The 26296-nt window shown below is 59.3% G+C and carries 32 protein-coding genes (1 of these 32 running past the window's edge); 12 read left to right on the top strand and 20 right to left on the bottom strand.

Going from position 1 to position 26296, the window contains the following annotated elements; translation table 11 throughout:
* Complete coding sequence (locus ACTWLJ_RS06490; protein WP_401216215.1) at positions 1-747, bottom strand: gluconate 2-dehydrogenase subunit 3 family protein; 747 nt, start codon at positions 745-747, stop codon at positions 1-3.
* Between the two features lie 305 nt (positions 748-1052).
* On the opposite strand from ACTWLJ_RS06490, the gene ACTWLJ_RS06485 reads away from it, so the two are divergent.
* Positions 1053-1694 carry a dual specificity protein phosphatase family protein gene (locus ACTWLJ_RS06485; RefSeq protein WP_445180277.1) on the top strand — a complete coding sequence of 214 codons (642 nt, stop codon included), beginning with the start codon at positions 1053-1055 and terminating at the stop codon, positions 1692-1694.
* A gap of 45 nt (positions 1695-1739) precedes the next feature.
* Here ACTWLJ_RS06485 and ACTWLJ_RS06480 read toward each other — a convergent pair whose 3' ends face one another.
* Both ACTWLJ_RS06480 and prlC read right to left on the bottom strand, forming a co-directional pair.
* The gene (locus ACTWLJ_RS06480; RefSeq protein WP_401216213.1) at positions 1740-2030 is read right to left on the bottom strand and encodes a YheV family putative zinc ribbon protein; all 291 of its coding nucleotides are present in this window, start codon (positions 2028-2030) and stop codon (positions 1740-1742) included.
* Entirely contained in the window at positions 2027-4105 is a 2079-nt protein-coding gene (gene prlC, locus ACTWLJ_RS06475) for an oligopeptidase A (protein WP_445180276.1), read from the bottom strand. The genes ACTWLJ_RS06480 and prlC overlap by 4 nt, the downstream gene beginning before the upstream one ends.
* Before the next feature lie 62 nt (positions 4106-4167).
* Between prlC and ACTWLJ_RS06470 the strand changes: the two genes are divergently transcribed.
* Positions 4168-4713 carry a gamma carbonic anhydrase family protein gene (locus tag ACTWLJ_RS06470; RefSeq protein ID WP_445180275.1) on the top strand — a complete coding sequence of 182 codons (546 nt, stop codon included), beginning with the start codon at positions 4168-4170 and terminating at the stop codon, positions 4711-4713.
* 28 nt (positions 4714-4741) lie between these two features.
* Positions 4742-5392, top strand: coding sequence for an HAD family hydrolase (locus ACTWLJ_RS06465; RefSeq protein ID WP_445180274.1), 651 nt, complete (start codon positions 4742-4744; stop codon positions 5390-5392).
* 176 nt (positions 5393-5568) lie between these two features.
* Here the strand turns inward: ACTWLJ_RS06465 and ACTWLJ_RS06460 are convergent, their stop codons facing one another.
* Positions 5569-6645, bottom strand: coding sequence for an aminopeptidase (locus ACTWLJ_RS06460; protein ID WP_445180273.1), 1077 nt, complete (start codon positions 6643-6645; stop codon positions 5569-5571).
* Between the two features lie 59 nt (positions 6646-6704).
* Between ACTWLJ_RS06460 and ACTWLJ_RS06455 the strand changes: the two genes are divergently transcribed.
* Together ACTWLJ_RS06455 and ACTWLJ_RS06450 are read left to right on the top strand one after the other, a co-directional pair.
* On the top strand, positions 6705-7127 hold the full coding sequence (locus ACTWLJ_RS06455; protein ID WP_445180272.1) for a PA0061/PA0062 family lipoprotein: 423 nt from the start codon (positions 6705-6707) through the stop codon (positions 7125-7127).
* 40 nt (positions 7128-7167) lie between these two features.
* Positions 7168-7587, top strand: a complete 420-nt coding sequence (locus ACTWLJ_RS06450) for a PA0061/PA0062 family lipoprotein (protein ID WP_445180271.1) — start codon at positions 7168-7170, stop codon at positions 7585-7587.
* Positions 7588-7593: 6 nt separating this feature from the next.
* Here the strand turns inward: ACTWLJ_RS06450 and ACTWLJ_RS06445 are convergent, their stop codons facing one another.
* Entirely contained in the window at positions 7594-7833 is a 240-nt protein-coding gene (locus ACTWLJ_RS06445) for a DUF1161 domain-containing protein (RefSeq protein ID WP_401216206.1), read from the bottom strand.
* Between the two features lie 256 nt (positions 7834-8089).
* The gene (locus ACTWLJ_RS06440) at positions 8090-8521 is read right to left on the bottom strand and encodes an OsmC family protein (protein WP_445180270.1); all 432 of its coding nucleotides are present in this window, start codon (positions 8519-8521) and stop codon (positions 8090-8092) included.
* A 240-nt stretch (positions 8522-8761) separates the two neighbouring features.
* On the opposite strand from ACTWLJ_RS06440, the gene ACTWLJ_RS06435 reads away from it, so the two are divergent.
* On the top strand, positions 8762-9763 hold the full coding sequence (locus ACTWLJ_RS06435) for an LLM class flavin-dependent oxidoreductase (protein ID WP_445180269.1): 1002 nt from the start codon (positions 8762-8764) through the stop codon (positions 9761-9763).
* Positions 9764-9959: 196 nt separating this feature from the next.
* On the opposite strand, the gene ACTWLJ_RS06430 is transcribed toward ACTWLJ_RS06435, so the two are convergent.
* Together ACTWLJ_RS06430 and ACTWLJ_RS06425 are read right to left on the bottom strand one after the other, a co-directional pair.
* On the bottom strand, positions 9960-10184 hold the full coding sequence (locus ACTWLJ_RS06430; protein WP_445180268.1) for a DUF1161 domain-containing protein: 225 nt from the start codon (positions 10182-10184) through the stop codon (positions 9960-9962).
* 128 nt (positions 10185-10312) lie between these two features.
* Positions 10313-10528: a dodecin gene (locus tag ACTWLJ_RS06425; protein ID WP_445180267.1), complete on the bottom strand. Its 216-nt coding sequence runs from the start codon at positions 10526-10528 to the stop codon at positions 10313-10315.
* Positions 10529-10685: 157 nt separating this feature from the next.
* On the opposite strand from ACTWLJ_RS06425, the gene ACTWLJ_RS06420 reads away from it, so the two are divergent.
* On the top strand, positions 10686-11012 hold the full coding sequence (locus ACTWLJ_RS06420) for a DUF883 family protein (protein ID WP_401216201.1): 327 nt from the start codon (positions 10686-10688) through the stop codon (positions 11010-11012).
* Here the strand turns inward: ACTWLJ_RS06420 and ACTWLJ_RS06415 are convergent.
* On the bottom strand, positions 10985-11902 hold the full coding sequence (locus ACTWLJ_RS06415; protein WP_401216200.1) for a LysR family transcriptional regulator: 918 nt from the start codon (positions 11900-11902) through the stop codon (positions 10985-10987). The two genes, ACTWLJ_RS06420 and ACTWLJ_RS06415, sit on opposite strands and share 28 nt — an antisense overlap.
* 114 nt (positions 11903-12016) lie before the next feature.
* Between ACTWLJ_RS06415 and trpB the strand changes: the two genes are divergently transcribed.
* The 3 genes from trpB to ACTWLJ_RS06400 all read left to right on the top strand — a co-directional run bounded on the left by trpB (position 12017) and on the right by ACTWLJ_RS06400 (position 14639).
* The gene (gene trpB / locus ACTWLJ_RS06410) at positions 12017-13249 is read left to right on the top strand and encodes a tryptophan synthase subunit beta (RefSeq protein WP_445180266.1); all 1233 of its coding nucleotides are present in this window, start codon (positions 12017-12019) and stop codon (positions 13247-13249) included.
* Positions 13249-14061 carry a tryptophan synthase subunit alpha gene (gene trpA, locus ACTWLJ_RS06405; protein WP_445180265.1) on the top strand — a complete coding sequence of 271 codons (813 nt, stop codon included), beginning with the start codon at positions 13249-13251 and terminating at the stop codon, positions 14059-14061. Before trpB ends, trpA begins: the two co-directional genes overlap by 1 nt.
* A 122-nt stretch (positions 14062-14183) precedes the next feature.
* Positions 14184-14639, top strand: a complete 456-nt coding sequence (locus ACTWLJ_RS06400) for an anti-virulence regulator CigR family protein (protein WP_445180264.1) — start codon at positions 14184-14186, stop codon at positions 14637-14639.
* Between the two features lie 46 nt (positions 14640-14685).
* On the opposite strand, the gene ACTWLJ_RS06395 is transcribed toward ACTWLJ_RS06400, so the two are convergent.
* The 11 genes from ACTWLJ_RS06395 to ACTWLJ_RS06345 all read right to left on the bottom strand — a co-directional run bounded on the left by ACTWLJ_RS06395 (position 14686) and on the right by ACTWLJ_RS06345 (position 24799).
* Positions 14686-16647, bottom strand: coding sequence for a DUF7844 domain-containing protein (locus tag ACTWLJ_RS06395; RefSeq protein ID WP_401216196.1), 1962 nt, complete (start codon positions 16645-16647; stop codon positions 14686-14688).
* Positions 16644-16964, bottom strand: a complete 321-nt coding sequence (locus tag ACTWLJ_RS06390) for a DUF2388 domain-containing protein (protein WP_445180263.1) — start codon at positions 16962-16964, stop codon at positions 16644-16646. Before ACTWLJ_RS06390 ends, ACTWLJ_RS06395 begins: the two co-directional genes overlap by 4 nt.
* Before the next feature lie 33 nt (positions 16965-16997).
* Positions 16998-17306 (bottom strand): DUF2388 domain-containing protein, encoded by a 309-nt coding sequence (locus tag ACTWLJ_RS06385; RefSeq protein ID WP_445180262.1) that lies wholly within the window; start codon positions 17304-17306, stop codon positions 16998-17000.
* Between the two features lie 105 nt (positions 17307-17411).
* Positions 17412-17729, bottom strand: a complete 318-nt coding sequence (locus tag ACTWLJ_RS06380; protein ID WP_401216193.1) for a DUF2388 domain-containing protein — start codon at positions 17727-17729, stop codon at positions 17412-17414.
* 134 nt (positions 17730-17863) lie between these two features.
* Positions 17864-18073 (bottom strand): DUF1127 domain-containing protein, encoded by a 210-nt coding sequence (locus tag ACTWLJ_RS06375; RefSeq protein WP_445181325.1) that lies wholly within the window; start codon positions 18071-18073, stop codon positions 17864-17866.
* 257 nt (positions 18074-18330) lie between these two features.
* Positions 18331-18546, bottom strand: a complete 216-nt coding sequence (locus ACTWLJ_RS06370; protein ID WP_445180261.1) for a DUF1127 domain-containing protein — start codon at positions 18544-18546, stop codon at positions 18331-18333.
* Between the two features lie 321 nt (positions 18547-18867).
* Positions 18868-20361 carry an acetyl-CoA hydrolase/transferase family protein gene (locus ACTWLJ_RS06365; protein WP_401216192.1) on the bottom strand — a complete coding sequence of 498 codons (1494 nt, stop codon included), beginning with the start codon at positions 20359-20361 and terminating at the stop codon, positions 18868-18870.
* Positions 20362-20574: 213 nt separating this feature from the next.
* Complete coding sequence (locus ACTWLJ_RS06360; RefSeq protein WP_445180260.1) at positions 20575-22008, bottom strand: NAD(P)(+) transhydrogenase (Re/Si-specific) subunit beta; 1434 nt, start codon at positions 22006-22008, stop codon at positions 20575-20577.
* Entirely contained in the window at positions 22008-22328 is a 321-nt protein-coding gene (locus ACTWLJ_RS06355) for an NAD(P) transhydrogenase subunit alpha (protein ID WP_003187417.1), read from the bottom strand. Before ACTWLJ_RS06355 ends, ACTWLJ_RS06360 begins: the two co-directional genes overlap by 1 nt.
* 15 nt (positions 22329-22343) lie before the next feature.
* Positions 22344-23465, bottom strand: coding sequence for a Re/Si-specific NAD(P)(+) transhydrogenase subunit alpha (locus ACTWLJ_RS06350; RefSeq protein ID WP_445180259.1), 1122 nt, complete (start codon positions 23463-23465; stop codon positions 22344-22346).
* Between the two features lie 434 nt (positions 23466-23899).
* Positions 23900-24799, bottom strand: a complete 900-nt coding sequence (locus tag ACTWLJ_RS06345) for a LysR family transcriptional regulator (protein ID WP_445180258.1) — start codon at positions 24797-24799, stop codon at positions 23900-23902.
* A gap of 158 nt (positions 24800-24957) precedes the next feature.
* On the opposite strand from ACTWLJ_RS06345, the gene ACTWLJ_RS06340 reads away from it, so the two are divergent.
* Both ACTWLJ_RS06340 and ACTWLJ_RS06335 read left to right on the top strand, forming a co-directional pair.
* Positions 24958-26139, top strand: a complete 1182-nt coding sequence (locus ACTWLJ_RS06340; RefSeq protein ID WP_445180257.1) for an acyl-CoA dehydrogenase — start codon at positions 24958-24960, stop codon at positions 26137-26139.
* Between the two features lie 13 nt (positions 26140-26152).
* A protein-coding gene (locus tag ACTWLJ_RS06335; protein WP_445180256.1) for a CaiB/BaiF CoA transferase family protein crosses the window boundary here: on the top strand, positions 26153-26296 show its 5' portion. Its footprint extends 1077 nt past the window's final position; only the first 144 of its 1221 coding nucleotides appear in the window; it begins with the start codon at positions 26153-26155; its stop codon lies off the right edge, out of view.

Genomic DNA, 26296 nt, shown 5'->3' with positions numbered 1-26296 from the left:
TCAAGCCCTCTCGCCGCGAATCGAAACTGCCGGGAAGGGGTATTGCTCGTTGCGTTCCACCCAATCCATGAAATCGGCGCGGGCGCCGGGGAAGCCGATCATGGTCCAGCCGACCATGCCTTTATTGCCGCCGTGGATCGGGTCGCAGAAGAACCCTTCCTTGGTGTTTTGCAGTAACAGGTTGAAGAAAATCGTTGCTGGAACGGCATCGAATTGCGGTTTTCCGGCTTCGAGCTGCTTCAGCAGATCGTCTCGGGTAGCGCTGTCTTGTTGCGCAAATGTTTTGCCGTTGAGGGATTTCGTCCACTGATCCGTGGCGGCAATGCCCAGGCGATAGATCTCTTTGGGCACCAGTTTGCTCTGCCAGCCCATCTCGGGTGCGGCGTCGGCATTGAACGGGCCTTGCATGTACCAGAGGGCACCAGCGGCATACGGGGTGTTCATCTGACGATCGATGTATTCCGGCACGCCGGCTTCGAGAGCACCCGGGCCTTGGGCGTCATTGGGGATCAACTGCGCCACGGCGGCATTGATAAACGCCCATTCTTCGGCAGTGAAGTAACTCGGCTGATAAGTGCCGGCGTCGGCGCGAACTGCTTGCGCCTTTGGTGCTGCGGGCGCGGCTTCTGGCGCGGCTTGCAGCATGCTGCTGCCCAGTCCGGTCCCGGCGAGGGTGACCACGGGGATCAGGGTCAGGGATTTGCGTAAAAAATCACGCCGCGGGTTGTCTTGATCTTGATCAGACATGGGGATGCACCTCATCAGGCATTGATGGTTTTCAGCCATTTCTGCGAATGGCTTCAGGGTTATTTGTCGAGACGCGGCCGTGATGACCGGGAAAAGGGGGACACGTCTGCAACATGATGTGACAAATGGTAGCAGGCTACCCATCGTGATGAACCGATTCAGCGGAAAAAAGCCTGAATTTTCGACCAAGTCCCGCTTAATCCGCTGCAATTCACGATTCTTTGACGATTGGCTCACAGGCCTTTGACTGCCCGAGGTCGAAGCTGCGAGCCCATCACTGATGAATCCCATACGGTCACCCCAGCATGTCTCGACTGCGTCTTTTCCCTGCTATCTGTTTGTCGTTTGTTGCAATGCTGCACCTGATGCCGGCCCAGGCCGCTGAGGTCACTCCGCGTCCTGCGGAATGGGCGCAGCCGGTGGAGGCGCAATACAACCTGTTCCAGATGTCCCCGACGTTGTATCGCAGCGCACTGCCTGACAGCGGCGCCGTGCCGTTGCTGCAAAAACTCAAGGTCGGAACGGTCATCAACTTCCTGCCGGAAGAGGACTCGTCCTGGTTGAAGGCGCCGGATATCAATCAGGTGCAGCTGCCGTATCGCACCAATCATGTGGATGACAGTGATGTGCTCAAGACATTGCGCGCCATCCAGAGTGCCGAGGCTAACGGCCCGGTGCTGATGCACTGCAAACATGGCTCCGACCGTACCGGTCTGATGGCGGCGATGTACCGCGTGGTGGTTCAGGGCTGGAGCAAAGAAGATGCCTTGAGCGAAATGACGCAAGGCGGTTTTGGCGACAGCAGCCACTTCAAGGACGGTATTCGCTACATGATGCAGGCGGATGTCGAAAAATTGCGTACTGCGTTGGCCAATGGTGATTGCAGCACCAGCGCCTTCGCCACCTGCTCGATGAAGAGCTGGTTCCAGTCCAGCAACGTCAAGTGAGTCGAACCTTCCACGGCATTGCGCCGTGGAAGGTTATCTGCCGACTCAGTGTTGCTCGTCAGGTTTTTTCTTCAGTTTCGGATTAGGGAAAAACTGCACCGCCTGGACTTTCTTGTCCGGTGCAGGCTTGAGCGCGCTGGTATTGACCCGCGTGCCCAGTTCCTTGGGCACTGACAGCCCCTGTTCATTCAGCGTGTCGGCATAACCGCAGGCCACGCATTCGCGATGTGGCACTGAGTCTTCGTTCCACATCATCAGCCGATCCGGCTCGCTGCACGCCGGGCAGACTGCCCCGGCGATAAAGCGCTTCTTGGTAATCACTGGCCCCTCGCTCATGCTGCCGCGTCCTCACTCAGACCGCTGTGGCGCAAGAGTGCGTCAATCGACGGCTCACGACCACGGAAGTCGACGAACAGCACCATCGGTGCCTGTGAACCACCACGCGCCAGAATTGCTTCGCGGAAGGCGCGACCGGTTTCAGCGTTGAGCACGCCGTCTTCTTCGAATTTCGAGAAGGCGTCGGCCGACAGCACTTCAGCCCACTTGTAGCTGTAATAGCCTGCCGCGTAACCGCCGGCAAAGATGTGCGCGAAGCTGTTCGGGAAGCGGTTGTACGCCGGTGGGCGCATTACCGAGACTTCGTCACGGACGCCTTCGAGCACTTGTGCCACGCTGCGACCGTCACCGTGGGTGGCGTGCAGTTCGAAGTCGAACAGCGAAAACTCCAGTTGGCGCACCATCATCAGGCCGGACTGGAAGTTCTTCGCCGCGAGCATTTTTTCCAGCAGGTCTTGTGGCAGCGGTTCGCCGGTTTCGTAGTGACCGGAGATCAGCGCCAGGCCTTCCGGCTCCCAGCACCAGTTCTCCATGAACTGACTTGGCAGTTCGACCGCATCCCACGCCACGCCGTTGATGCCGGACACGCCGGCATGCTCGACGCGGGTCAGCAGGTGATGCAGGCCGTGGCCGAATTCGTGGAACAGGGTGGTGACTTCATCGTGGGTCAGCAGCGCAGGTTTGCCGCTGTCGGCCGGAGTGAAGTTGCACACCAGATTGGCCACCGGGCTTTGCAGCACACCGTCAATGGTGCGGCGACGGTCACGGGCGCCGTCCATCCATGCACCGCCGCGTTTGTTGGCGCGGGCGTACAGGTCGAAGAAGAAGCGGCCGACGTGCTGGCCGTTTTCCTTGATCTCGAACAGGCGCACGTCCGGGTGCCAGGTGTCGAAGCCTTTCTGTTCGGCGATCTCGATGCCGTACAGACGCTGAACGATGGCGAACAGACCGCCGAGAACTTTATCGATCGGGAAGTAGGCGCGCAGGGTTTCCTGAGCGACGCTGTAGCGTTGTTCTCGGAGTTTTTCCCCGTAGAAACCGCTGTCCCAGCTTTGCAGATCGGCGCAACCCTGCTCGGCGGCGTACGCCTTGAGCTGTTGCAGATCCTGCGCGGCGAACGGTTTACTGCGCTTGGCCAGATCACGCAGGAAGCTCAGCACCTGATCGCTGGACTCGGCCATTTTCGTCGCCAGGCTCAGCTCGGAGAAACTGGCGAAGCCCAGCAGTTTTGCCAGCTCCTGACGCAGGTCGAGGATTTCTTCCATCACCGGGCCATTGTCGTTCTGACCGGCGTTCGGGCCTTGATCCGACGCGCGGGTGCAGTAGGCGGCGTAGACTTCTTCGCGCAGTGCACGGTCGTGGGCGTAGGTCATCACCGCGAAGTAGCTGGGGAATTCCAGAGTGATCAGGAAGCCTTCGAGGTCTTTGGCCTGTGCGGCGGCAGCCATTTGCGCCTTGGCCGAATCGGTCAGGCCGGCGAGTGCCGCTTCGTCGGTGACGTGCTTGGTCCAGGCCTGGGTGGCGTCGAGCAGTTGGTTGGAGAAACGGCTGCCCAGCTCCGACAGTTTGCTCTGCACTTCGGCGTAGCGTTTCTGTTCGGCTTCCGGCAGATCGATACCCGACAAACGGAAGTCGCGCAGGGCGTGTTCCAGAATAGTCTTCTGCGCCACGTCGAAACCGGCAGCTTCCGGGCTGTTGGCCAGTGCTTCATAAGCCTGGAACAGCTCACGGTTCTGGCCCATCTCGGTGGAGTAGGCGCTCAGGGCTGGCAGGCACGACTCGTAGGCCTCACGCAGCTCGGCGCTGTTGCGCACGGCGTTGAGGTGGCTGACCGGGCTCCACGCGGCGCCGAGGCGGTCATTGAGTTCGTCCATCGCCAGTACCAGGCCGGCCCATGTCGGGTTCTGCACTTGGGTCTTGAGGATTTCGGTGATGGCGGCGCGGTTGTCAGCCAGGATGGTTTCGATGGCCGGCAATACGTGTTCGGCACGGATCGTGGAGAACGGCGGCAGGTCGTAGGACTGCAGAAGAGGGTTGTTCACGCTCACGGTTGGCACCTTGGCTGGAAGAAACATGCGCCCATCTTAATTACAATCGACACTCACCGCAGCTATCGGCGACAGAGAGAGAACTAATCGTGTCCCTTCGCAAGTACCAGAACCATACCCCGCAGTTGAGCAAAGGCGCGTTTGTCGACGGCTCGGCGGTGGTGATCGGCGACGTTGAAATCGGTGAAGACAGCTCCGTCTGGCCGCTGACCGTCATTCGCGGCGACATGCACCGCATCCGTATCGGTGCGCGCACCAGCGTGCAGGATGGCTGCGTGCTGCACATTACCCACGCCGGCCCGTTCAACCCGGACGGTTTTCCGTTGCTGATCGGCGATGATGTGACCATTGCGCACAAAGTCATGCTGCATGGCTGCACGGTCGGCAGCCGCGTGCTGATCGGCATGGGCAGCATTGTCATGGACGGTGCGGTGGTTGCGGACGATGTGATCATTGGCGCCGGCAGCCTGGTACCGCCGGGCAAGCGGCTGGAAAGTGGCTTCCTTTATGTCGGCAGCCCGGTGAAGCAGATCCGGCCACTGACCGACAAGGAGCGCGCCTTTTTCACCTACAGCGCGGCGAACTACGTGAAGCTCAAGGATCTGCATCTGGCCGAAGGCTACGACCAGCTCTGAATCGACTTACACCTGCTCAGGATTTCTCATGCATTACCAGACCGTACTGTTCGACCTCGATGGCACCTTGACCGACCCGCGTGAGGGCATTACCCGCTCCATTCAGTTCGCCTTGGGTAAACTGGGTATCGATGAGCCGGACCTGACCAAACTCGAACACTTCATCGGCCCGCCGCTGTTGCAGGCGTTCATGCAGTTCTATGACTTCGACGAAGCGAAGGCCTGGGAGGCGGTGAATTTTTACCGTGAGCGCTTCAAGGTCACTGGTTTGTACGAGAACCGCGTTTTCGACGGTGTCACGCCGCTGCTGGAAACCCTCGCCGGCCAGGGGCGGCAGTTGTACATCGCCACGTCCAAGCCGTGGGAGTTCGCCCGGGAAATCGCCCGGCATTTTGATTTCGCCCGGCATTTCAAAGTGATTTACGGCAGCGAGCTGGATGGCACTCGCACCAACAAGGTCGAGCTGATTGCGCACCTGATGGCGGAAGAAGGGCTGGACCCGGCTAACACATTGATGATTGGTGACCGCAAACACGACTTGATCGGTGCGCGCAGTAACGGGCTGGATGCGGCGGCTGTTGGTTATGGGTTTGGTAGCCATGAAGAATTGAGCGCCGAGGCACCGGCCTATCACTTCGAGACACTGGCCGAGTTGCATCAGGCATTTTTGCAGCGCTGATCAGTCCGCTATCGCTGGCAAGCCAGCTCCCACAGGGTGAGCGGTGAGCTCAGGCTCACCCAATTCCTTTTGGAGTTGGCAATCCAGCCTTCAAAGGTGAACGGTGAGCTCAGGCTCACCGCAATCCCTGTGGGAGCTGGCTTGCCAGCGATGAGGCCTATTGAGTCACTGGAAAATTATGATTTTGCCAAGGCTTTCAATGCAGCCTTGCGTTCCCCGACCGGCAATCCGCCCAGCTTCTCGACCTCGGCAAAAAACCTCACCCAATCCCCATCCACCTGCCTGAACAACGCCGCAAACGCCGGCACCCATTGGTCATACAGACCAAACGGCAACAGCCGCGCATTGTTCAGCGGCGCATTGACCCAAGCGTCGTAACGCTTGTCCCCGCCCCACTGGCTATCACGCATCGCCCGGTAGTCCTGCCGGAACCGTTCGAACTCCGCCGCTTTGCGCTCACGCATCTGCGGCGCCGGCAACGGTTGTGCATAAAGCTTTTCCAGCCGTGAACGGGTATCCAGCACCAGCTCAATAAACTGATCACGCTGGATTATCTGCGAACCCTTGTCCGCTGGCAGCCCGCGAAACGCCCGCCATTGGCGCGTACCTTCCTGCTCGACGAAGGTGGCGAAGGACTCGTTGAACTCGGTGTCGTCCTGCACATAAAAGCGCTGATGCCCCAGTTCATGAAAAATCAGCGTGGCCACACGCTCGTCGCCCCAGCCCAGCATCGTGTTGATGATCGGGTCGTTGAACCAGCCGAGGGTCGAGTAAGCCTCGACGCCGCCAATCGACACGTCCATCCCCCGCAAGCGCTGGAGCGCCGCTTCACCTCGCGCCCCGCTCTGGCTGTAGTAGCCGCGATAGGCCACACACCCGGCAATCGGGAAGCAATGGTTTTGCGGGGTCAGGGAAAACTCCGGGGTGGCGAACACGTTCCACACCACAAACGGGCGGCCGATGTCGGCGTACAGGCGATAACTCTGGTTGTCCGGCAGGTGCAAATGCTCGCTGGCGAAATCCCGAGCCTTTTGTGACTGGATCAGATGCGCACGCAATTTGGCGTCGCGGCTCGGGTCGGCGATCACCTTCGTTACCGGCTCACGCGCCCGCAGCAATTGCAGCTGACCGTCAGCCAACTGGCTGTAGTAGCTGACGCTGGAGCAACCGTTGAGCAGCAAAAGCATCACACCCGGAAACAAAACCCGAAAAACACGATCAAGTAACCGATGGCTTGGAAGCGGCCTGATCAAAATAAAAAATTCCCTGGAGAGTCTGCCCGCAAGACTATCCCGCCAAATGGAGCTCCGCTATGCGCAAGTTGCTACTGACCACGGGCCTGCTGACGCTGACCGGTTGTGCCGGGTTCGGTATGCCCGCACCTGACCCCACGCAAGCCTGGATCGATCTGGATGCCCGGCAGCAGGACACCGCGCTGCAAGCGCTGGAGGTCGATGACAAAGCGGCTGTGGACAAGCGTTATTTCGAAGTGCAGCCCGGTAGCCATCAACTGACCGTGCGTTATCAGTTCCCGGTGCAGGCGACCAACATCGGCCCCGACGCCGAACCGCTGTGGCGCGATTGTCAGCTGAACCTCAAATTCAAGGATTTCAATGCCGGGCAGCGCTATCAGTTGCAAGCGGGAAGTATCGGTTTCAGGCCTTGGGCCAAGCTCTACGATGAGCAGCGCAACGTCGTAGGCCAAGGCACACCGGCAGGCTGTCAGCGCACCTGATCGGCGTTATGCTGGATGTCCGAATCATGGGACATCCAACATGCGCAAGTTGATGCTGTTGCTCGCGGTCGGCGTGATTGCCGGTTGCCAGACGCCGTTGCCACCGGTCGATCCGCAAATGGCCTGGGTCGATTTCTCGACGCCGACACCGGGCGGCAAATTGCTCATGGCGGAACGCCTGGACAATGTACGTTTGAGTGACGGGCGTTTTTTTCAGGTCACCCCCGGCAGCCATGAGCTGCGGGTGCGTTTCGACTTCGAAGTGTTCGGTGGTGGCGGCGGTCTGATGACCGGCCCGGTCGAGCGTCTGTGCTATCTGTACATTCGCTATGACCATTTCGAGGCCGGGCAGCGCTATACGCTGGAAGGTCGTTCGCTGGCGTTCACGCCGAGCGCCCGGCTTTATAACAGCAAGCGCGAAATCGTCGCCGAGGATCGCGACGTCAATTGCATCATCTGAGTCGAATCAGTTGCCGTTCTTCTGATAGATGATCGCTTTGGTGCCGTAGTCGCAGGTACCGACAACCATGGCCACGTCGTGTTTGTCCGCCTCTTCCTTGCTCACGATCTCAAGGGTGTAGGAAGGCACGGCGTTGGCCTGAATCTTTACTTCGATCTCGTTCTTCAGTTCTTCGCAGTCTTTGGGTGCCGCAAGAACCGATGTGGCCAATGCACTGCACAGAATCGCCAAGCCAATACGTTTCATGGTGAAGCTCCCTGAAAGCAGCGCGCATGGTCATGCGCTGAAACTGCTGGTGCTTATTCGAGCATATTTTGGCTGAGCGGGTGCTGACTTTGCTCACATCTTTAGCTGACACTTTCAAGCATTGTGGTGGTTGTTAGATTGCCTTCGCGGGCAAGCCCACTCCCACATTGACCGTGTCTAACACAAATCCCTGTGGGAGCTGGCTTGCCAGCGAAGGCGTCAGCGCTGGCAACGCCTTATTCAAAGTGTCCGAAAATCAACTGACCAGCGTCGCTTCCAGGCTGATCTGCGCATTCAGCACCTTGGATACCGGGCATCCTTCCTTGGCCTTTTTGCTCAGCTCATCAAACTGCGCCTGGGTCGCCCCCGGAATCTTCGCTTTGAGAATCAGCTTCACCGCGGTGATCGCAAAGCCGCCTTCGACCTGATCCAGAGTGACCTCGGCGCTGGTGTCGATCGACTCGGCCTTGAGGCCGGCATCGCCAAGAATCATCGAAAATGCCATGGAGAAACAGCCGGCATGCGCCGCACCGATCAGCTCTTCCGGGTTGGTGCCCTTGCCGCCCTCGAAGCGCGCCTTGAAGCCGTAGGGTGCTTCTCTGAGGACGCCGGTCTCGGTGGAAATCGAGCCGATACCGGTTTTCAGATCACCAGCCCAATGTGCGGATGCTTTTTTCACGATAGCCATGTGTACCTCCTCAAAATCTGGCGCGGAACGCCGCGCCGTCGTGGTTTTAGCTTGCAAGGCTTCTGAGGATAGACGCGGGAGCAAAGTTCAGCCTGTCTGAATCGTTGACTTTTTTAGTAGGTTTTTTCGCTCTGCTATTGAAACTCGGGTATATGCCCTTATTGCAATGAACACGCCTATGAATTCGGCAGGTTTTCGTTCGCAAGAAAAAACCTGCACCCCATTCGGAGAAGCAGGTTCATGAAGCAACTGTCCGACGTTAAGTTTTCCACCCTCGATCTGGTGCCGGTCCGCGAGAACGGCAGCCCCGCGCAGTCGCTGCGCAATTCGCTGGATCTGGCCCAGCATGTCGAGAAACTCGGCTACACCCGTTTCTGGGTCGCCGAGCACCACAACATGGACGGCATTGCCAGTTCCGCGACCTCGGTATTGCTGGGTTATCTGGCTGGCGGGACGTCGAGCATTCGCGTCGGCTCCGGGGGGGTGATGCTGCCCAACCATGCGCCGCTGGTGATCGCCGAGCAGTTCGGCACTCTCGAAAGCCTGTACCCGGGACGTATCGACCTCGGCCTCGGTCGTGCGCCCGGCTCCGACCAGTTGACCGCGCGCGCCTTGCGCCGTGAGCGTTCCGGCAGTGCTGACGATTTCCCCGAAGACGTTGCCGAACTGGTGCGCTTCCTCGGCCCGCGAACCCCGGATCAGCGCGTGATCGCGATGCCGGGTACCGGCACCAATGTGCCAATCTGGCTGCTCGGTTCCAGTCTGTTCAGTGCGCAATTGGCTGGCGAGCGCGGTTTGCCTTACGCCTTTGCCTCACATTTCGCGCCGCGTTTCATGCACGAGGCGATTCGCGTCTACCGCAATCACTTCAAGCCGTCGGCAGTGCTCGACAAGCCCTACGTGATGCTCGGCGTGCCGCTGGTGGCGGCGGATACCGACGAGCAAGCTGATTATCTGGCGACCTCGGTGTACCAGCGCATTCTTGCGTTGATGCGTGGACAGAGCCTGGTGCAGCGCCCGCCCGTGAAAACCATGGAAGGTCTGTGGCTGCCGCATGAGCGTGAAGCGGTGGGTGATTTCCTGGGTTTGGCGATGGTCGGCAGTCCGCAGAAAATCCGGGCGAAGCTGGAAGTGCTGGTTGAACAGACTCAGGCGGATGAGCTGATCTTTACCTGCGATCTGTATGAGCACGCTGATCGCCTGCATTCCTACGAGTTGTTGTCGCAGGTGATGAAGGGCTAATACAGACGTTGAGTGATTAAAAAACTGTGGCGAGGGAGCTTGCTCCCGCTGGGTCGCGAAGCGGCCCCAATGCTGAATCAAAAAAGGGCCTGCTGCGCAGTCCAGCGGGAGCAAGCTCCCTCGCCACAGAAGGTGGGATTACAGTGCTCACAAAAAAGCCGACGCATTTGCGTCGGCTTTTGCATTTCAGGCGCGATCAGCCGCGTTTGTAGACGATTTCCTTGGCGCCACCTTCGCATTTGCCGACGACCTTGCCGTCTGCGGCTGCACCTTTATCGACAATTTCCAGCGAATAGTTCTTTGCCCCTTTGGCATCGATTTTCGCCGCGATCTCGCTTTTCAGCTCTTCACATGGCTTGCCGGCAGCAAACGCACCACCCGCAAGGCTCAACAAACCTACTGCCAATATAAACTTCTTCATCGGTCGCACTCCCTGGTCGGATTAAAAGAGGCGGGCATCGAGTCATCTACCCGATGCGCTCACCCTATAGCGCTTTGCCATTCCTATGGCACTCGGCCAGCGCGCAAGTTCAGAAGCGTAGTTCAATATCAGCTGCTGGCAATCCGGAAACCGACTTTCAGGGTTACCTGAAAGTGTGCGGCCTTGCCATCTTTGATATGACCGCGAGTGTCGATCACTTCAAACCATTCCAGATGCTTGATGCTCTTGCTGGCTTCGGCCAGTGCGTTGTTGATGGCGTCTTCGATGCTGCTGGGGGATGAACCGACCAGCTCGACTTTTTTGTACGTGTGATGGTCACTCATAACGATCTCCTTGGTGGCTGAATTACAGCCTAGCAGTGATTCCGGGTATTGATTTGGTCGGCCCGCAGCGAGGTGAAGTTCAGAATTTCTGCACTTTCTCAAACCTGCGAAGTCCCAAACAACACACGCCACTCATCACCAATGCAGGAGAGCCACCATGGCCAACACCTCTTTACGTAAAGCCTCGTTGCAAAGCATGGAAGCCGAGATCGAGAGTCTGCTCAAATCGTTGGAAAGCCTCAAAGACGACGCCTCGGACGAGTCGCGCAAGACCCTCAAGGCGCTGAAAGGCAATGCTGAAAGTGCGCTGAAACATTCGCGTCACCTGCTCAGCGATGCTTACGAAGAAGTCAAAGTCAAAACCCGCGAGACCGGGATCGCCACCCGTGATTACGCGCAGGAACATCCGTGGACGACTGCCGGCGTGGCAGTCGGTGCACTGGGGCTGCTGGCCGCTTACTTGCTGTTCAAACGCGGCGAGTGATCCGTCTGGCGCAGCTCTTGTTTGAGCCACTGCGCCAATTGCCGGGCGCGTCCGTCTGCGGCGCGCTTGGGTAGCCACAACGCCAGTTGCGCCGGGGTTTCACAAAAGCCCCACGGCGCAACCAGGCGACCGGCCTTCAAGTCTTCGGTCACCAGCGGCTCAGGGGCAATCGCCACGCCAAGCCCTGCCACCGCCGCCTCCAGCAAATAATACAAATGCTCGAAACCCTGTCCCAACTTCAACGCCTTGGCGTCGAGGTGGTTTTGCTGTGCCCAGCTTGGCCAGGCCTGCGGGCGCGATGTGGTGTGCAGCAACGGTTCGTTGAGCAACGCTTCGGCTGGCGCGGCTTGTAACCGCTGGTAGCCGCTGAACATCGGGCTCATCACTGGGCCGATACGCTCGCTGGCCAGTTCATAGACCTGCATGTCGGCCGGCCATGGCGGTTCGGCGAACAGCAACAAAGCGTCGAGCCCCGGGCGGCGTGGATCGAGATCGCCTTCTCCCGCGGACAAGTGCAGGCGCAAGTCCGGCAAGTCAGCATTGAGCCGTCCCAGGCGCGGGATGAACCAGCGTGCGAGCAAGCTACCGGAGCAGCCCAGGACGAACGGCGCATCAGCGGTGCTTTGCGTCAGTTCGGCGCAAACACTGCGCAAACGCTCGAAAGCCTCGCCGCTGGCGTCGCGCAATCTTGTGCCGGCATCTGTGAGTTTCAGGCCGCGTCCTTCCTTGACGAACAGGCTGACGCCCAAGTGTTCTTCCAGCACTTTCAGCTGGCGGCTGACGGCACCGTGGGTTACGTGCAGTTGTTCGGCGGCCTGGCTGACGCTGTTTAGCCGAGCGGTGGCTTCGAACGCACGCAAGGCGTTCAACGGGGGAAGGTCGTGGCTCATGGGATCTGTGAGTTTTCCTGACAGGTTGTGGCGATCTTATCGGTTTTCAGCTTAGAAGGTCAGGGGTAGAGTGGGCGTCATTGTCTTCTCATCCGAATTCACCTGGAGCACACCATGACCCAGACTTCGAACACCTCCAATCTGCGTAACGGCCCTGATGACAACGGCCTGTTCGGCGCGTTCGGCGGTCGTTATGTCGCTGAAACCCTGATGCCGTTGATCCTCGATCTGGCCCGCGAATACGAAACGGCCAAGGAAGATCCTGCATTCAAAGAGGAATTGGCCTACTTCCAGCGTGACTACGTCGGACGCCCGAGCCCGCTGTACTTCGCCGAGCGTCTGACCGAGTTCTGTGGCGGCGCGAAGATCTACCTCAAGCGCGAAGAGCTGAACCACACAGGCGCGCACAAGATTAACAACTGCATCGGTCAGATTCTGCTGGCGCGGCGCATGGGCAAGAAACGCATCATCGCCGAGACCGGCGCCGGCATGCACGGCGTGGCAACTGCCACCGTGGCTGCACGTTTCGGTCTGGACTGCGTGATCTACATGGGCACCACCGACATCGAGCGCCAACAGGCCAACGTGTTCCGCATGAAGCTGCTGGGCGCCGAGGTGATCCCGGTGGTTGCCGGCACCGGTACCCTGAAAGACGCGATGAACGAAGCGCTGCGTGACTGGGTGACCAACGTCGATAGCACTTTCTACCTGATCGGCACCGTGGCTGGCCCGCACCCGTACCCGGCGATGGTTCGCGACTTCCAGGCGGTGATCGGCAAGGAAACCCGCGAGCAGTTGCAAGCCCAGGAAGGTCGCCTGCCGGACAGCCTGGTGGCGTGCATCGGTGGCGGTTCCAACGCGATGGGCCTGTTCCACCCGTTCCTCGACGACAAGAGCGTCGAGATCATCGGTGTTGAAGCTGCCGGTTACGGCATCGAAACCGGCAAGCACGCGGCCAGCCTCAATGGCGGCGTACCGGGTGTGTTGCACGGCAACCGTACCTTCCTGCTGCAGGACGACGATGGCCAGATCATCGACGCGCACTCGATTTCCGCTGGCCTCGACTACCCGGGCATCGGCCCGGAACACGCGTGGTTGCATGACATCGGTCGCGTCCAGTACACCTCGGTGACCGACGATGAAGCGCTCGATGCCTTCCACAAATGCTGCCGTCTGGAAGGGATCATTCCTGCACTGGAAAGCGCCCACGCCCTGGCTGAAGTGTTCAAACGCGCACCGACCCTGCCGAAGGATCACCTGATGGTGGTCAACCTGTCCGGCCGTGGCGACAAAGACATGCAGACCGTCATGCACCATATGGAACAGTCCAAGCAGGAGAAACACTGATGAGCCGCCTGCAAACCCGCTTTGCCGAACTCAAGCAACAGAATCGCGCCGCGCTGGTGACCTTTGTCACGGCGGGCGACCCGGACTACGACACGTCGCTGGCGATCCTCAAAGGTCTGCCGAAAGCAGGTGCCGATGTGATCGAGCTGGGCATGCCCTTCACCGATCCGATGGCGGATGGCCCGGCGATTCAACTGGCCAACATCCGTGCCTTGGGCGCCAAACAGAATCTGCTGAAAACCCTGCAAATGGTTCGCGAGTTCCGCGAGGACAACAGCGACACGCCGCTGGTGTTGATGGGTTATTTCAACCCGATCCACATGTACGGCGTCCCGCGTTTCATCGCTGATGCCAAAGAGGCCGGTGTTGATGGTCTGATCGTGGTCGACATGCCGCCAGAGCACAACTCGGAGCTGTGCGACCCGGCCCAGGCTGCCGGGATCGACTTCATCCGTCTGACCACGCCGACTACTGACGATGTGCGTCTGCCGAAAGTGCTCAATGGCAGCTCGGGTTTTGTCTATTACGTGTCGGTTGCCGGTGTGACCGGTGCTGGCGCCGCCACGCTGGAACACGTCGAAGAAGCGCTGGCGCGTCTGCGTCGCCATACCGATTTGCCGATCAGCATCGGTTTCGGTATCCGTACGCCAGAGCAAGCGGCTGCGATCGCGCGTCTGGCCGAGGGCGTGGTAGTGGGTTCGGCGTTGATCGATCACATTGCCAATGCCGAGACTCCGGCGCAGGCCATCGACGGTGTGCTGAGCCTGTGTTCGGCATTGTCCGAAGGCGTGCGTAAGGCCCGCGTCAGCTGAAGGTAAAGTTCCTGATACAGAGGAATTAGCGCCTCGCGGCACAGACTAAATGAGCAAGACCGAGGGATTCAGAACCACGTTCTGAATCCCTTTTTGCTGTTAGTGCAGTGAGGAAATACCCGATGAAAATGCCGAAACGTCTGATTGCCGGTCTGGGCGTGCTGATGATCAGCGCGACACCGCTGCTGGCCAGCGCCGATCAGCACAATGATCAACGCGACGATCACGACCACGGCGGCCCGCAACAGGGCCAGCACGACAATCGCGGTGACGATCACCATGACTGGCAAAGCAGTCACCGTGGTGGCCCGCCACCTCGCGATTTTGGCCCGGTGCGCCAGACCATTCATGACAATCATGGCTACTTCGTGCGCGGTGCACCGCCACCTCCGGGGATTCGTCTGGAGCGTGGCCGGCCGCTACCGCACGGCTATTACGGCGAGCGGCTGGATGGGCGGGCGCTGGGGCGTTTGCCGGTGTACCCGGGCTATGAATGGCGCCGGGCAGGGAGTGACATTGTGCTGATCGCGGTCGGTACCGGGATCGTCTATGAAGTTCTGGACGGTGTTCTCAACTGATCGCGTTAACTGTGGTGAGGGAGCTTGCTCCCTCACCACAGGGGTTTTAAGGCAGCTCCAGCCCACCCGCGGCCTTGTGCAGTTTGCGCAAGTGCTCGCCGATCTGTTTCACGTTGGCCTCGTTGGCGGCAATCTCCGCAGCCCGCTTGGGCTCTAGCAGCGCCCTTACTTCCTTGTCGAGATCCCCGGACAGCGCCAGCAGTTGTTTCTGGCGCTGGCTGCTTTCGGCTTCCAGTCGACTTGACTCGCTCGGCTGTGGCAGACCGTAACCGCGCGAATCCAGCAGTTCTGCCGGGCGGCTGAGGAAGCCGCTGTTGGCGAGGATCTGCTGCAAGGTCGCGTTTGCCTTGTCCATGCCGCCGTTCTCCAGTTCCCGGGCACCGAGGTAACGCTGTTTGACCTCATCCTGGGCCAGCAACAATTGCCGACGGAAACTCGCCTGTTCCAGTAATAACAGCGCGGCGCTGGTGCGCAGGTCGGCGCGTTCGAACCACGGGCGACGCTCTTCGGCCGAGAGTGAAAGCCATTCCTCGACGCTGTTCTGCTTGATCGGTAATTGCTTTTTCAGCACATCAAACATCGCCTGATAACGATCCCTGAACGAGTCGAAACGGTAGCCAAGTCGCAGCGCTTCCTTTGGGTCGTCCAGCACGCTGGTATCAGCAAGCCCACGGCCCTTGAGCACTTCAAGCAAGCCATTGGGCATGATGCTGTCGAGGCCGGTGAGTTGTGCATTGTTGCTGCCGCTGCGTAGCAATTTCAGGCTTTCCACTGCGCAGTTGTTGGACAGGAAGAAGTAGTTGCCGTCGTAGCTCCAGTGCATCTCGGCGGCGTGTTCGACCACGTCTTCGATCTCGCTGCGAGACAAATTCAGCGGTACGGAAGCGAGGCTGCGCAGTTCGGTCTTGGTGTATTCGTCGATCACCTGTGCCAGCGGCAATACGAACAGTCGCGACGGGTATTTGCCGACCAGTCCGTCCCAACTCGATAGCTGCACATCGCCGACGAAGGCGCGGTACGACAGCACCAGATGCTGATCCAGATCGAGCCGGCAGTCCGGGCCCCGTGGCCGACCCGGTGCGCAGATCACCAGACGCAACATGCTGTGGCCCCAGCGGCTGACCCAGTTCTGATTGGCTTCGGCCAACAGATAATCGACGGCGTAAACCCGTTCCGGATCGACCTGGCCCAAGGGCTGTTTGGCGAAATCGTTACCAGCATTCAGAAACGCGAAGGTCTTGCTGCAGGTGTCCTTGGCGGGCGGCGCCCAGCCGAAGCGTTCCTTGTAATAGCGATACAGCGCCGGACGGCGGCAGGCGTAACTCGGGTCGAGGAGGAAATACTCCATGTTGACCGCGACGAATTCTTTCGGGCTGGAGATCTCGTACAAGTCAGGGCTGCGGGCGATCTGCCGGTTGTGCTGCTCACGTTCGCCACGACGCCCGACGTATTGCTGCCAACCGGCGAGGTCGAGCAGGCGTGGATCATCGCTGAGGGTAAAGCGGCGGTCATTCTGACCACGGCATTCATCGGGGATGCCGACCAGTCCACTGCTGGCGTTGCGCCGGGTACAGCGCTGGATCAGCGTGCGTTCGGCGGCAGGCCACAGACGTGCGCGGTCATAAATGTGGGTGAGTTCGTGCAACACCGTGGCGAGCATTTCCTGACGCACAGTGCCGTGGGGGCGATTGGTTTTTTCTTTGGCGGCGCTGCCATCGGTGAGGCTGGCGAGCAGTTTGCGGTTCAGATCGAGTTCGGCGACCAGTGTTGCCTGGCCGTAGGCGTTGCTCGGCATGTCGTCGGTCCAGCCGACATCGATGCGCCGATCCAGTTGCTCGATAAAGCGCGGCGGCAACTTTTGCATTGCTTCATCAAGCAGCGCCTGGCTGGCCTGTTGTTGGGCGGGGCTCAGACCGTCGGTCTTGAGCCGCAGTTGCAGACTGGCGTGGGCACTGTTGCCAAGCAGCAACAGCGTCCCGGCCAGCAGCCAGGCGCCGAGTGACTTCACAGCGCGAGAATGGCTTCGGCGAGTACCTGATCACTGGCGTCGCGGGCTTCCGGAACGCGGGTGCGCAAAGTATTGATCGCTGCTTCAAGGTGCGCGCCACGGATATCACCGTTGGTGGCAACGAAGCTCGCAGCATCGTCGTGGGCTTCACGGATGATTTTCGAGTCGCGGATCGACGTGGTGGTATCGGAGGTGAAATCGATAGTGCGCTGGGAGGCACGGACGATGATGTTACTGGTGGCTACCAGGGTGTGTGCCTGGGCCATATCGGCCAACAACAAAAGGCCAAGGGCGGCAGCAATCAGCGGGCTACGCATGGAACGACTCCGAAGGGACAAAGACAGGGATAACTATTGGACGAGAATTGCCTGTGCCAGTTCAAGGTCGCTGACATGAAGTTTTGGACGGGTCTTGCGCAGGTAATGCAGCGCCGATTCGAGCTGCGAGCCTCGCAGTTGACCGTCACTGGCAACAAACGCCGCCGCGTCATCGTGAGCGGCGAGCAACAGTTTACGGTCGAACGGCGCGGAAGACACCATGCTGGTGGCGTAACCGGTGACGACGATGTTTTGTGTCGACACGTCAAAGGCGTCGACCGAGGTCGCCCAGCAGGTGGTGATCAAGACAGAGGGTATAAGCAGATGTGTAAGAAAACGCATGAGACTCGGTAACTGTTAGCGAGCCCCAAGGCTAGCGCAATGCCCGGGCCAGAGCCAGCGCCGAAACATCGGGACACGGCCGGCGTGTCCCGCAGTGCCGCTTGCTTAGATCGTCAGAATGGCTTGTGCCAACTGTGCATCGGTCGCGTTCAGCTGTGGGGCCTGATGGCGGATGTGATCCAGAGCGCTTTCCAGTTTCACGCCACGGATCTCGCCTTCGCTGGCCACGAAGCTGGCGGCGTCGTCGCGAGCAGCGAGAACGATCTTGTCGTCACGGAACGACGAAGAAACGTCGGAAGTCGCGTCGGAGGAAGACTTGAGTGCGCCGACGACGGCGTCGGTGGTCACGATGAAACTGGTAGCGCTGGCGTTGGCAGCCACGGCCAGCAGGGCGGCAGCACTGAGCAGGCGAAGACGGGACATGGTGTAACTCCTGTGAATAAACCGGATGGAGAGGTGGCTCGATGTCTGAGGAGTCAGACGCCGGTCGCAGAGCATTCGCCACGTTCTGCGTGGATATTAGGCTTGTGCACTCGGTTCGCCCAGTGGGCAAAGTGCTAGCGCCAGAAAGGTTTATCCAGTTCATTGAGCCGGTCAGCGTGGCTCAGGCCCAGATCGGCAAGATCCCGACCATCGAGCTGAGCCAGCAGACGCCGCGTCCTTGCTCGCTCCAGGCTATGCCAGAAGCGCCGCAACAAACGCCGCAGAACGTTTTTGCGGGCCGGCAGTGAAATTGAAAGCGCTGAAACATCCTGTAAGTCATTCATGACGTATTCCTTCTGCCAATGGAGGCGGAAGGTCATGTTGAGCCTGATACAGCGGCCGAGGCAGATACACCGATGCAAAATTGTACTGGTTCAGATCAGCATATTTGAAAACTGTATTGGTGTTTCACAGCGGTGCCTGTACCGGAGGTTTTCAGCCTTCAAAACGACAAAACCCGTCGTGGTTTCCCACGACGGGTTTTGCTTGTTCAATTCGGGTTGCTGGCGGTGGGTCTAACGACCAGAGCCAGCGACGCTACTTAGCGCCAGAACGGCTTGCTCAGCTCTTCGTAGCGTTGTGCTTCGCTAATCCCGGCATCAGCCAGCAGACGCGAGTCCAGACGAGCCAGTTGATGGCGGCTGGAGATGCGGCGCTGCCACAACATCAGGTTGGCGATAACGCGCAAAGGCATGGAAGCCTGGGTTTTTTCAGCTTTGTCTTCGAAGAACAGTTCGGAACTGAGTGTACGTTCCATGGTTGACATCCTTCCGCTTGTGGCGGGATCAGGTAGTGGTTTGACTGGTGCCCATGATCCTCTCGTTTGCCTAGTCTCTCTAGATACAGTTCAACTGTATTGTGAGTGACCAGTTAACTGTTTATAGGGGGTGTACGGGTCAAAATCGCGCAAACTGTACCTATCCGCCCTTATCTGGTGCATTTTTGTTCAATTCGGCGGGATTGGTAGGCAAATGCTGTAGGAAATGACCGGTACAGCAGTACAGTTTTTGACAGAGATGGTGTTTGCGAGATTCCGCTGACGCAAATTGTGTTTGCGCCAGCGGTCTGTCTGTGCGGATTACGCCTTCAGCATGCGGCCGGTTTCTTCCAGATTGATGTGCCAGCTCAGCGCATCACGCAGGATGTGCGGGGTGTGACCACCGATTGCACAGGCTGCGGTGAAGTAATCATTCAATGCCTGGCGATAGTCCGGGTGCACACAGTTGTCGATGATCACCCGCGCGCGCTCGCGTGGTGCCAGGCCGCGCAGATCGGCCAGGCCGACCTCGGTCACCAAAATGTCGACGTCATGCTCGGTATGGTCGACGTGGCTGACCATCGGCACCACGCTGGAAATCGCGCCGCCCTTGGCAATCGACTTGGTGACGAAGATCGCCAGGTGCGCGTTACGGGCGAAGTCACCGGAACCGCCGATACCGTTCATCATCCGCGTACCGCAGACATGGGTGGAGTTGACGTTGCCGTAGATATCGAACTCCAGCGCCGTGTTGATCCCGATGATGCCCAGGCGCCGCACGACTTCCGGATGGTTGGAGATCTCCTGCGGGCGCAGCACCAGTTTGTCTTTGTACTTCTCCAGGTTGCCGAACACATCGGTGTTGCGGCGCTCGGACAAGGTGATCGAGCTACCCGAAGCGAAGCTCAGCTTGCCGGCGTCGATCAGGTCGAAGGTCGAATCCTGCAGCACTTCGGAGTACATGGTCAGGTCTTCGAACGGCGAGTCGATCAAACCGCACATCACCGCGTTGGCGATGTTGCCGATCCCCGCCTGCAACGGACCGAGCTTGTTGGTCATGCGCCCGGCGTCGACTTCCTGTTTGAAGAAGGTGATCAGGTGATCGGCGATGGCATTGGTGTCGACGTCCGGCGACGACACGGTGGAAGGCGAATCCGGCTGTTGGGTGATGACGATGGCGACGATCTTCTCCGGCGGGATCGGGATCGCGGTGCTGCCGATGCGGTCGTCGACTTTTACCAGCGGGATCGGCGTGCGCGTCGGGCGATAGGTCGGGATATAGATGTCATGCAGACCTTCGAGGTTGGCGTTGTGCGCCAGGTTGATCTCGACGATCACGTGTTTGGCAAAAATCGCGAAGCTCGCCGAGTTGCCCACCGAAGTGGTCGGTACGATGTGGCCTTGTTCGGTGATGGCCACGGCTTCGATGACTGCAATGTCTGGCAGCTTCAGTTGTTGGTTGCGCAGTTGCTCGACGGTTTCCGAGAGATGCTGGTCGATGAACATCACTTCGCCGGCGTTGATTGCCTTGCGCAAGGTGCTGTCGACCTGGAACGGCATGCGCCGCGACAGTACGCCGGCTTCGGTCAGTTGCTTGTCGAGGTCGTTGCCCAGACTGGCGCCGGTCATCAGGCTGATTTTCAGCGGCGTGACCTTGGCCCGCTCGGCCAATGCGTGCGGGACAGCCTTGGCTTCGCCGGCGCGGGTGAAGCCGCTCATGCCGACGGTCATACCGTCCTCAATCAGTGCGGCGGCGTCGGCGGCGCTCATCACTTTATCCAACAACGAAGGCAGGCGAATACGGTCACGGTACATGGATTATTATCTCGGGAAGCGAGTAGCAGGATGCGCAGTCTAGTGAATTAGGCGGGCGCCTGTCCCGCTACCAAGGTCGCAAACGAGGCGTCTATTTAGCGGGTTTCAAGTAAAACACCGTTACTGGATCGGTAACAACGCGGCATATTGTCCGACGTTTTGCACAAACAAAAACGCCCCGACAAGTCGGGGCGTTGGCTCAAGCAGCGAGGGTTACTCGACGGCTTTGACCATGTCTTCGATGACTTTCTTCGCGTCGCCGAAGACCATCATGGTCTTGTCCAGATAGAACAGTTCGTTGTCCAGGCCGGCATAACCGCTGGCCATCGAGCGCTTGTTGACGATGATGGTCTTGGCCTTGAACGCTTCGAGGATCGGCATGCCGGCAATCGGCGATTTCGGATCGTTCTTGGCGGCCGGGTTGACCACGTCGTTGGCACCGAGCACCAGTACCACGTCGGCCTGACCGAACTCGGAGTTGATGTCTTCCATCTCGAACACCTGGTCGTAAGGCACTTCGGCCTCGGCGAGCAGAACGTTCATGTGCCCCGGCATCCGACCCGCGACCGGGTGGATCGCGTACTTCACGGTCACGCCACGATGGGTCAGCTTCTCGGTCAGCTCTTTCAGCGCGTGTTGTGCGCGGGCCACCGCCAGACCGTAGCCCGGCACGATGATCACTGTGTCGGCGTTGGTCAGCAGGAAGGTTGCGTCGTCAGCCGAACCGGATTTCACCGGACGTGCTTCTTTCGCACCGGCCGGGCCAGCGTCGGCCGTGTTGCCGAAACCACCGAGCAGTACATTAAAGAAGGAACGGTTCATCGCCTTGCACATGATGTACGACAGAATCGCACCGCTCGAACCCACCAGCGAACCGGCAATGATCAGCATCGAGTTGTTCAGCGAGAAACCGATACCCGCCGCCGCCCAGCCGGAATAGCTGTTGAGCATCGACACCACCACCGGCATGTCGGCGCCACCGATCGGGATGATGATCAGCACGCCCATCACGAACGCCAGCACGAGCATCAGTGCAAATGCGCTGAGGTTGCCGGTGAACATGAAGATCAGACCAAACACCAATGTCGCCAGACCCAGCACTGCGTTCAGCTTGTGCTGACCGGCGAACTGTACCGGTGCGCCCTGAAACAGGCGGAACTTGTACTTGCCCGACAGCTTGCCGAACGCGATCACCGAACCGGAGAAGGTGATTGCACCAATTGCCGCGCCGAGGAACAGCTCCAGACGGTTGCCCGTCGGGATCGAGTCGCCCAGCTGTTTGACGATGCCCAGCGACTGCGGCTCAACGACTGCAGCAATGGCGATGAACACCGCTGCCAGACCGATCATGCTGTGCATGAAGGCGACCAGTTCCGGCATCTTGGTCATTTCAACGCGCTTGGCCATGATCGAACCGGCGGTGCCGCCGACCAACAGACCGACGATCACGTAACCGATGCCCGCAGTGGCCAACTCAGCGCCAAGCTTATAGATCAGGCCGACGGTGGTCAGAATGGCCAGCGCCATGCCGAGCATGCCGAACAGGTTGCCGCGGCGCGACGTGGTCGGGTGCGACAGACCTTTGAGGGCCTGGATGAAGCAGATCGACGCGATCAGGTAGAGCGTCGTGACGAGATTCATGCTCATTACTTCGGCGCCTCTTCTTTTACTTTCGGGGCTTTCTTCTTGAACATCTCAAGCATGCGGCGGGTCACCAGGAAGCCACCGAACACGTTGACCGCGGCCAGTGCCACGGCGAGGGTGCCCATGGTCTTGCCCAGCGGCGTGACGGTCAGTGCGGCGGCAAGCATGGCGCCGACGATGACGATTGCGGAGATCGCGTTGGTCACCGCCATCAGTGGCGTGTGCAGCGCAGGTGTAACGTTCCAGACCACGTGATAACCGACATAAATCGCCAGCACGAAGATGATCAGGTTGTAGATACCGGGGGAGATAAGCTCTTCCATCGTCTGAATCCCTGCTTAGGCGTTTTTGCGGATGACTTGGCCGTCGCGGCACATCAGGCACGCGGCGACGATATCGTCTTCGAGGTTCACTTCGAACTGGCCTTCTTTAGTGAAGACCAGCTTCAGGAAGTCCAGCAGGTTGCGGGCGTACAGCGCCGAGGCGTCTGCGGCGACTTCACCGGCCAGATTGGTCGGGCCGGCGATAGTGACGCCATTCGCGATCACTACCTGATCAGCCACGGTCAGCGGGCAGTTGCCACCCTGAGCCGCTGCGAGGTCGATGACCACCGAACCCGGCTTCATCTGCGCCACGGTTTCCGCGCTCAACAGCACCGGAGCCTTGCGACCCGGAATCAACGCGGTGGTGATGACGATGTCGGCCTGTTTGGCGCGCTCGTGCACTGCCTGAGCCTGACGCTGCATCCAGCTCGCCGGCATTGGCCGGGCGTAACCGCCGACACCGACAGCGCATTCACGCTCTTCATCGGTCTCATAAGGCACGTCGACGAACTTGGCGCCGAGGGATTCGATTTGCTCTTTCACGGCCGGACGCACGTCGGAGGCTTCGATGACCGCACCCAGACGTTTCGCCGTGGCAATCGCCTGCAATCCCGCCACACCGGCGCCGAGAATCAGCACGCGCGCCGCTTTCACGGTGCCCGCAGCCGTCATCAGCATCGGCATGAAGCGCGGATAGTAGTGAGCGGCCAACAACACGGCTTTATAGCCGGCAATGTTCGCTTGGGACGACAGCACATCGAGGCTCTGGGCCCGGGAGGTGCGTGGCGCCGCTTCAAGGGCAAATGCGGTAATCCCGCACTCGGCCATCTTGGCGATGGTTTCATTGCTGAACGGATTGAGCATGCCCACCAGCACCGCACCACGCTTGATCAGCGTCAGTTCGGCATCGCTGGGTGCGACCACCTTGAGAATCAGCTCGGCACCAAACGCATCGTTGGCGCTGCCAATGGTTGCGCCTGCCGCCTCATAGGCACTGTCTACAACGCTGGCTTTAACGCCGGCGCCGGATTGCACAGTGACCTGATGACCTTGGCCGATCAGCTTCTTAATGGTTTCCGGGGTTGCAGCAACCCGTGTTTCACCGGTCTGGGTTTCGAGAGGAACACCAATGTGCACGTCAAATCTCCTGCGTGATCTTATTGAGTAAACCCATGCACTACGGATGGTGCGGCTGGGGCGGCCGATCAGCACGATCCCGCCAAATCAGGGCGGGGCGCGGCATTTTGCAGGCGAACTTTATGCCCTTCAAGGGATTATGACGGGTGACGGAAAATTAACTACAAGTCATGCCGTGACCGAATGTCGCAGATGGCCGGCTGAATCCCTTGCAGGCCGTGCCTTGTAAGGATTCTGGCTGAATTTAAAGAATTTACACATCGGCGGGGTGAATGAGCGGATATCGGCATGGGATACAGGCGCAAAGCCATGCTGGCAGGCGCTTGTGGGACGACTGTACGACTTTCGGATACAGTCTGTGAATATGCGACAAATACTTATATCTGTAGTGCTTCAATTATTCTGACTACGGGGTCAGCAAGTGTCACAAGCCGCTATTCCTCTAGCTTGTAGCTCTGTGCCTGATTTACCAGCCAGTCGCGAAATGCCCTTAATGACGCCGATTCGACTTTTCGCTCCGGAATCATCAGGTAATACGCCTTGATGCTGGAGAGCGCCTGAGGGTTGGCAATCACCAGGCGTTTCTCGGCCAATTCGCGCTGGATCAGGAACGGAGGAATCAGTGCGATGCCCATGTCGTGCATGGCTGCTTGGGCCAGCATCGAGAATAGCTCGTAGCGCGGACCTGTCATGTCGCGAGGGATATTCAGTTGCTGCGAGTTGAACCACTGTCGCCAGGCATATGGCCGAGTGGTCTGTTGCAGCAGTGGCAGTTCGGCGATCTCTTCAGGCTTCAGATGCGTCCTGTTGCCGATCAGGGCAGGACTGCATACCGGCATCGGATTCTCGCCCATCAGTCTGTGGGATTCGGTACCCGACCAATCGGCATCGCCGAAGTAGATCGCCGCATCGAACTCGGTATCGGCAAACAGGAAGGGGCGGGTGCGGTTGGTCAGGTTGACGGTGACTTCAGGATGTTTGAACTGGAAGTCTTTGAGTCTCGGCAACAGCCATTGGGTGCCGAAGGTCGGCACCACCGCCAGTTCGATCACATTGGCGCCCTGCTGGCCCATTACCGAGAGGGTGTCGCGCTCGACCGCATCGAGTTGGGTGGCGACCCGTCGGCTGTAGGAAAGCCCCGCTTCGGTCAGCTTCACCCCGCGCCGCGAGCGTCGGAACAGTTCCACGCTCAGGAACTCTTCAAGGCTGGCGATCTGTCGGCAAATAGCGCCTTGGGTGAGGGAAAGTTCCTCGGCGGCCCTGGTGAAGCTCTCGTGGCGGGCTGCGGCTTCGAAGCTGATCAGTGCCGCGGTACTGGGGATTTTTCTGCGCATGTACTTCAACCTCACTAATACATCTTATAAAAGGCGCTTGCCGACGTTACGGAGTGAGAAATTAGCACAACAGGATGCGAAATCCTCGTTTGCCGCATTGGCGAACCGGGCCTAGGATCAATGCCACGTTAATTCACCCGATTTGCGAGGACTCACTCATGGGCGGTAAAGCTAGCTTCAACTGGATCGATCCCCTGCTGCTGGATCAACAGCTCACCGAAGAAGAGCGCATGATCCGCGACACGGCCGAGCAGTTCGCTCAACAGAGCCTCGCGCCGCGTGTGCTTGAAGCCTTCCGTCATGAGAAGACCGATCCGGCGATCTTCCGCGAAATGGGTGAGGTCGGCCTGCTCGGCGCGACCATTCCCGAGCAGTACGGTGGCAGCGGCCTCAATTACGTCAGCTATGGTCTGATTGCTCGCGAAGTGGAGCGGGTCGATTCCGGCTATCGCTCGATGATGAGCGTGCAGTCCTCACTGGTGATGGTGCCGATCAACGAGTTCGGTACTGAAGCGCAGAAACAGAAGTACCTGCCGAAACTGGCTTCCGGCGAATGGATCGGTTGCTTCGGTCTGACCGAGCCGAACCACGGTTCCGACCCGGGCGCGATGATTACCCGTGCACGCAAAGTCGAGGGTGGCTACAGCCTGACCGGCGCGAAGATGTGGATCACCAACAGCCCGATCGCCGATGTGTTCGTGGTCTGGGGCAAAGACGATGCGGGCGACATCCGTGGCTTCGTGCTGGAGAAGGGCTGGAAAGGCCTTAGCGCTCCGGCGATTCACGGCAAGGTCGGTCTGCGCGCATCGATCACTGGCGAAATCGTCATGGACAACGTGTTTGTCCCTGAAGAGAACATCTTCCCGGATGTGCGCGGCTTGAAAGGCCCGTTCACCTGCCTCAACTCCGCACGTTACGGCATCTCGTGGGGCGCGCTGGGTGCTGCCGAGTTCTGCTGGCATACCGCTCGTCAATACACGCTGGATCGCCATCAGTTCGGCCGCCCGTTGGCTGCCACTCAGTTGATCCAGAAGAAGCTCGCCGACATGCAAACCGAGATCACTCTGGCGCTACAAGGTTGTCTGCGCTTGGGTCGGATGAAGGATGAAGGCACTGCAGCCGTCGAAATCACTTCGATCATGAAGCGCAACTCTTGCGGCAAGTCGCTGGATATCGCACGCATGGCTCGCGACATGTTGGGTGGCAATGGCATTTCCGATGAGTTCGGCGTGGCCCGTCACCTGGTCAACCTGGAAGTGGTGAATACCTATGAAGGCACTCACGACGTTCACGCACTGATCCTGGGTCGGGCGCAAACCGGTCTGCAAGCGTTCTATTAATAGGAGAGCGACTATGGGCGCGCTGTCGCATCTGCGGGTACTGGATTTATCGCGAGTGTTGGCTGGGCCGTGGGCCGGGCAGATCCTCGCCGACCTTGGCGCCGAGGTGATCAAGGTCGAGCGCCCGGGCAATGGTGACGACACTCGCGCCTGGGGG

It is taken from the genome of Pseudomonas sp. McL0111 (assembly GCF_052567255.1).
The sequence above is the reverse complement of the archived record's forward strand: the minus strand, read 5'-3'. Positions and strand labels throughout refer to the sequence as shown.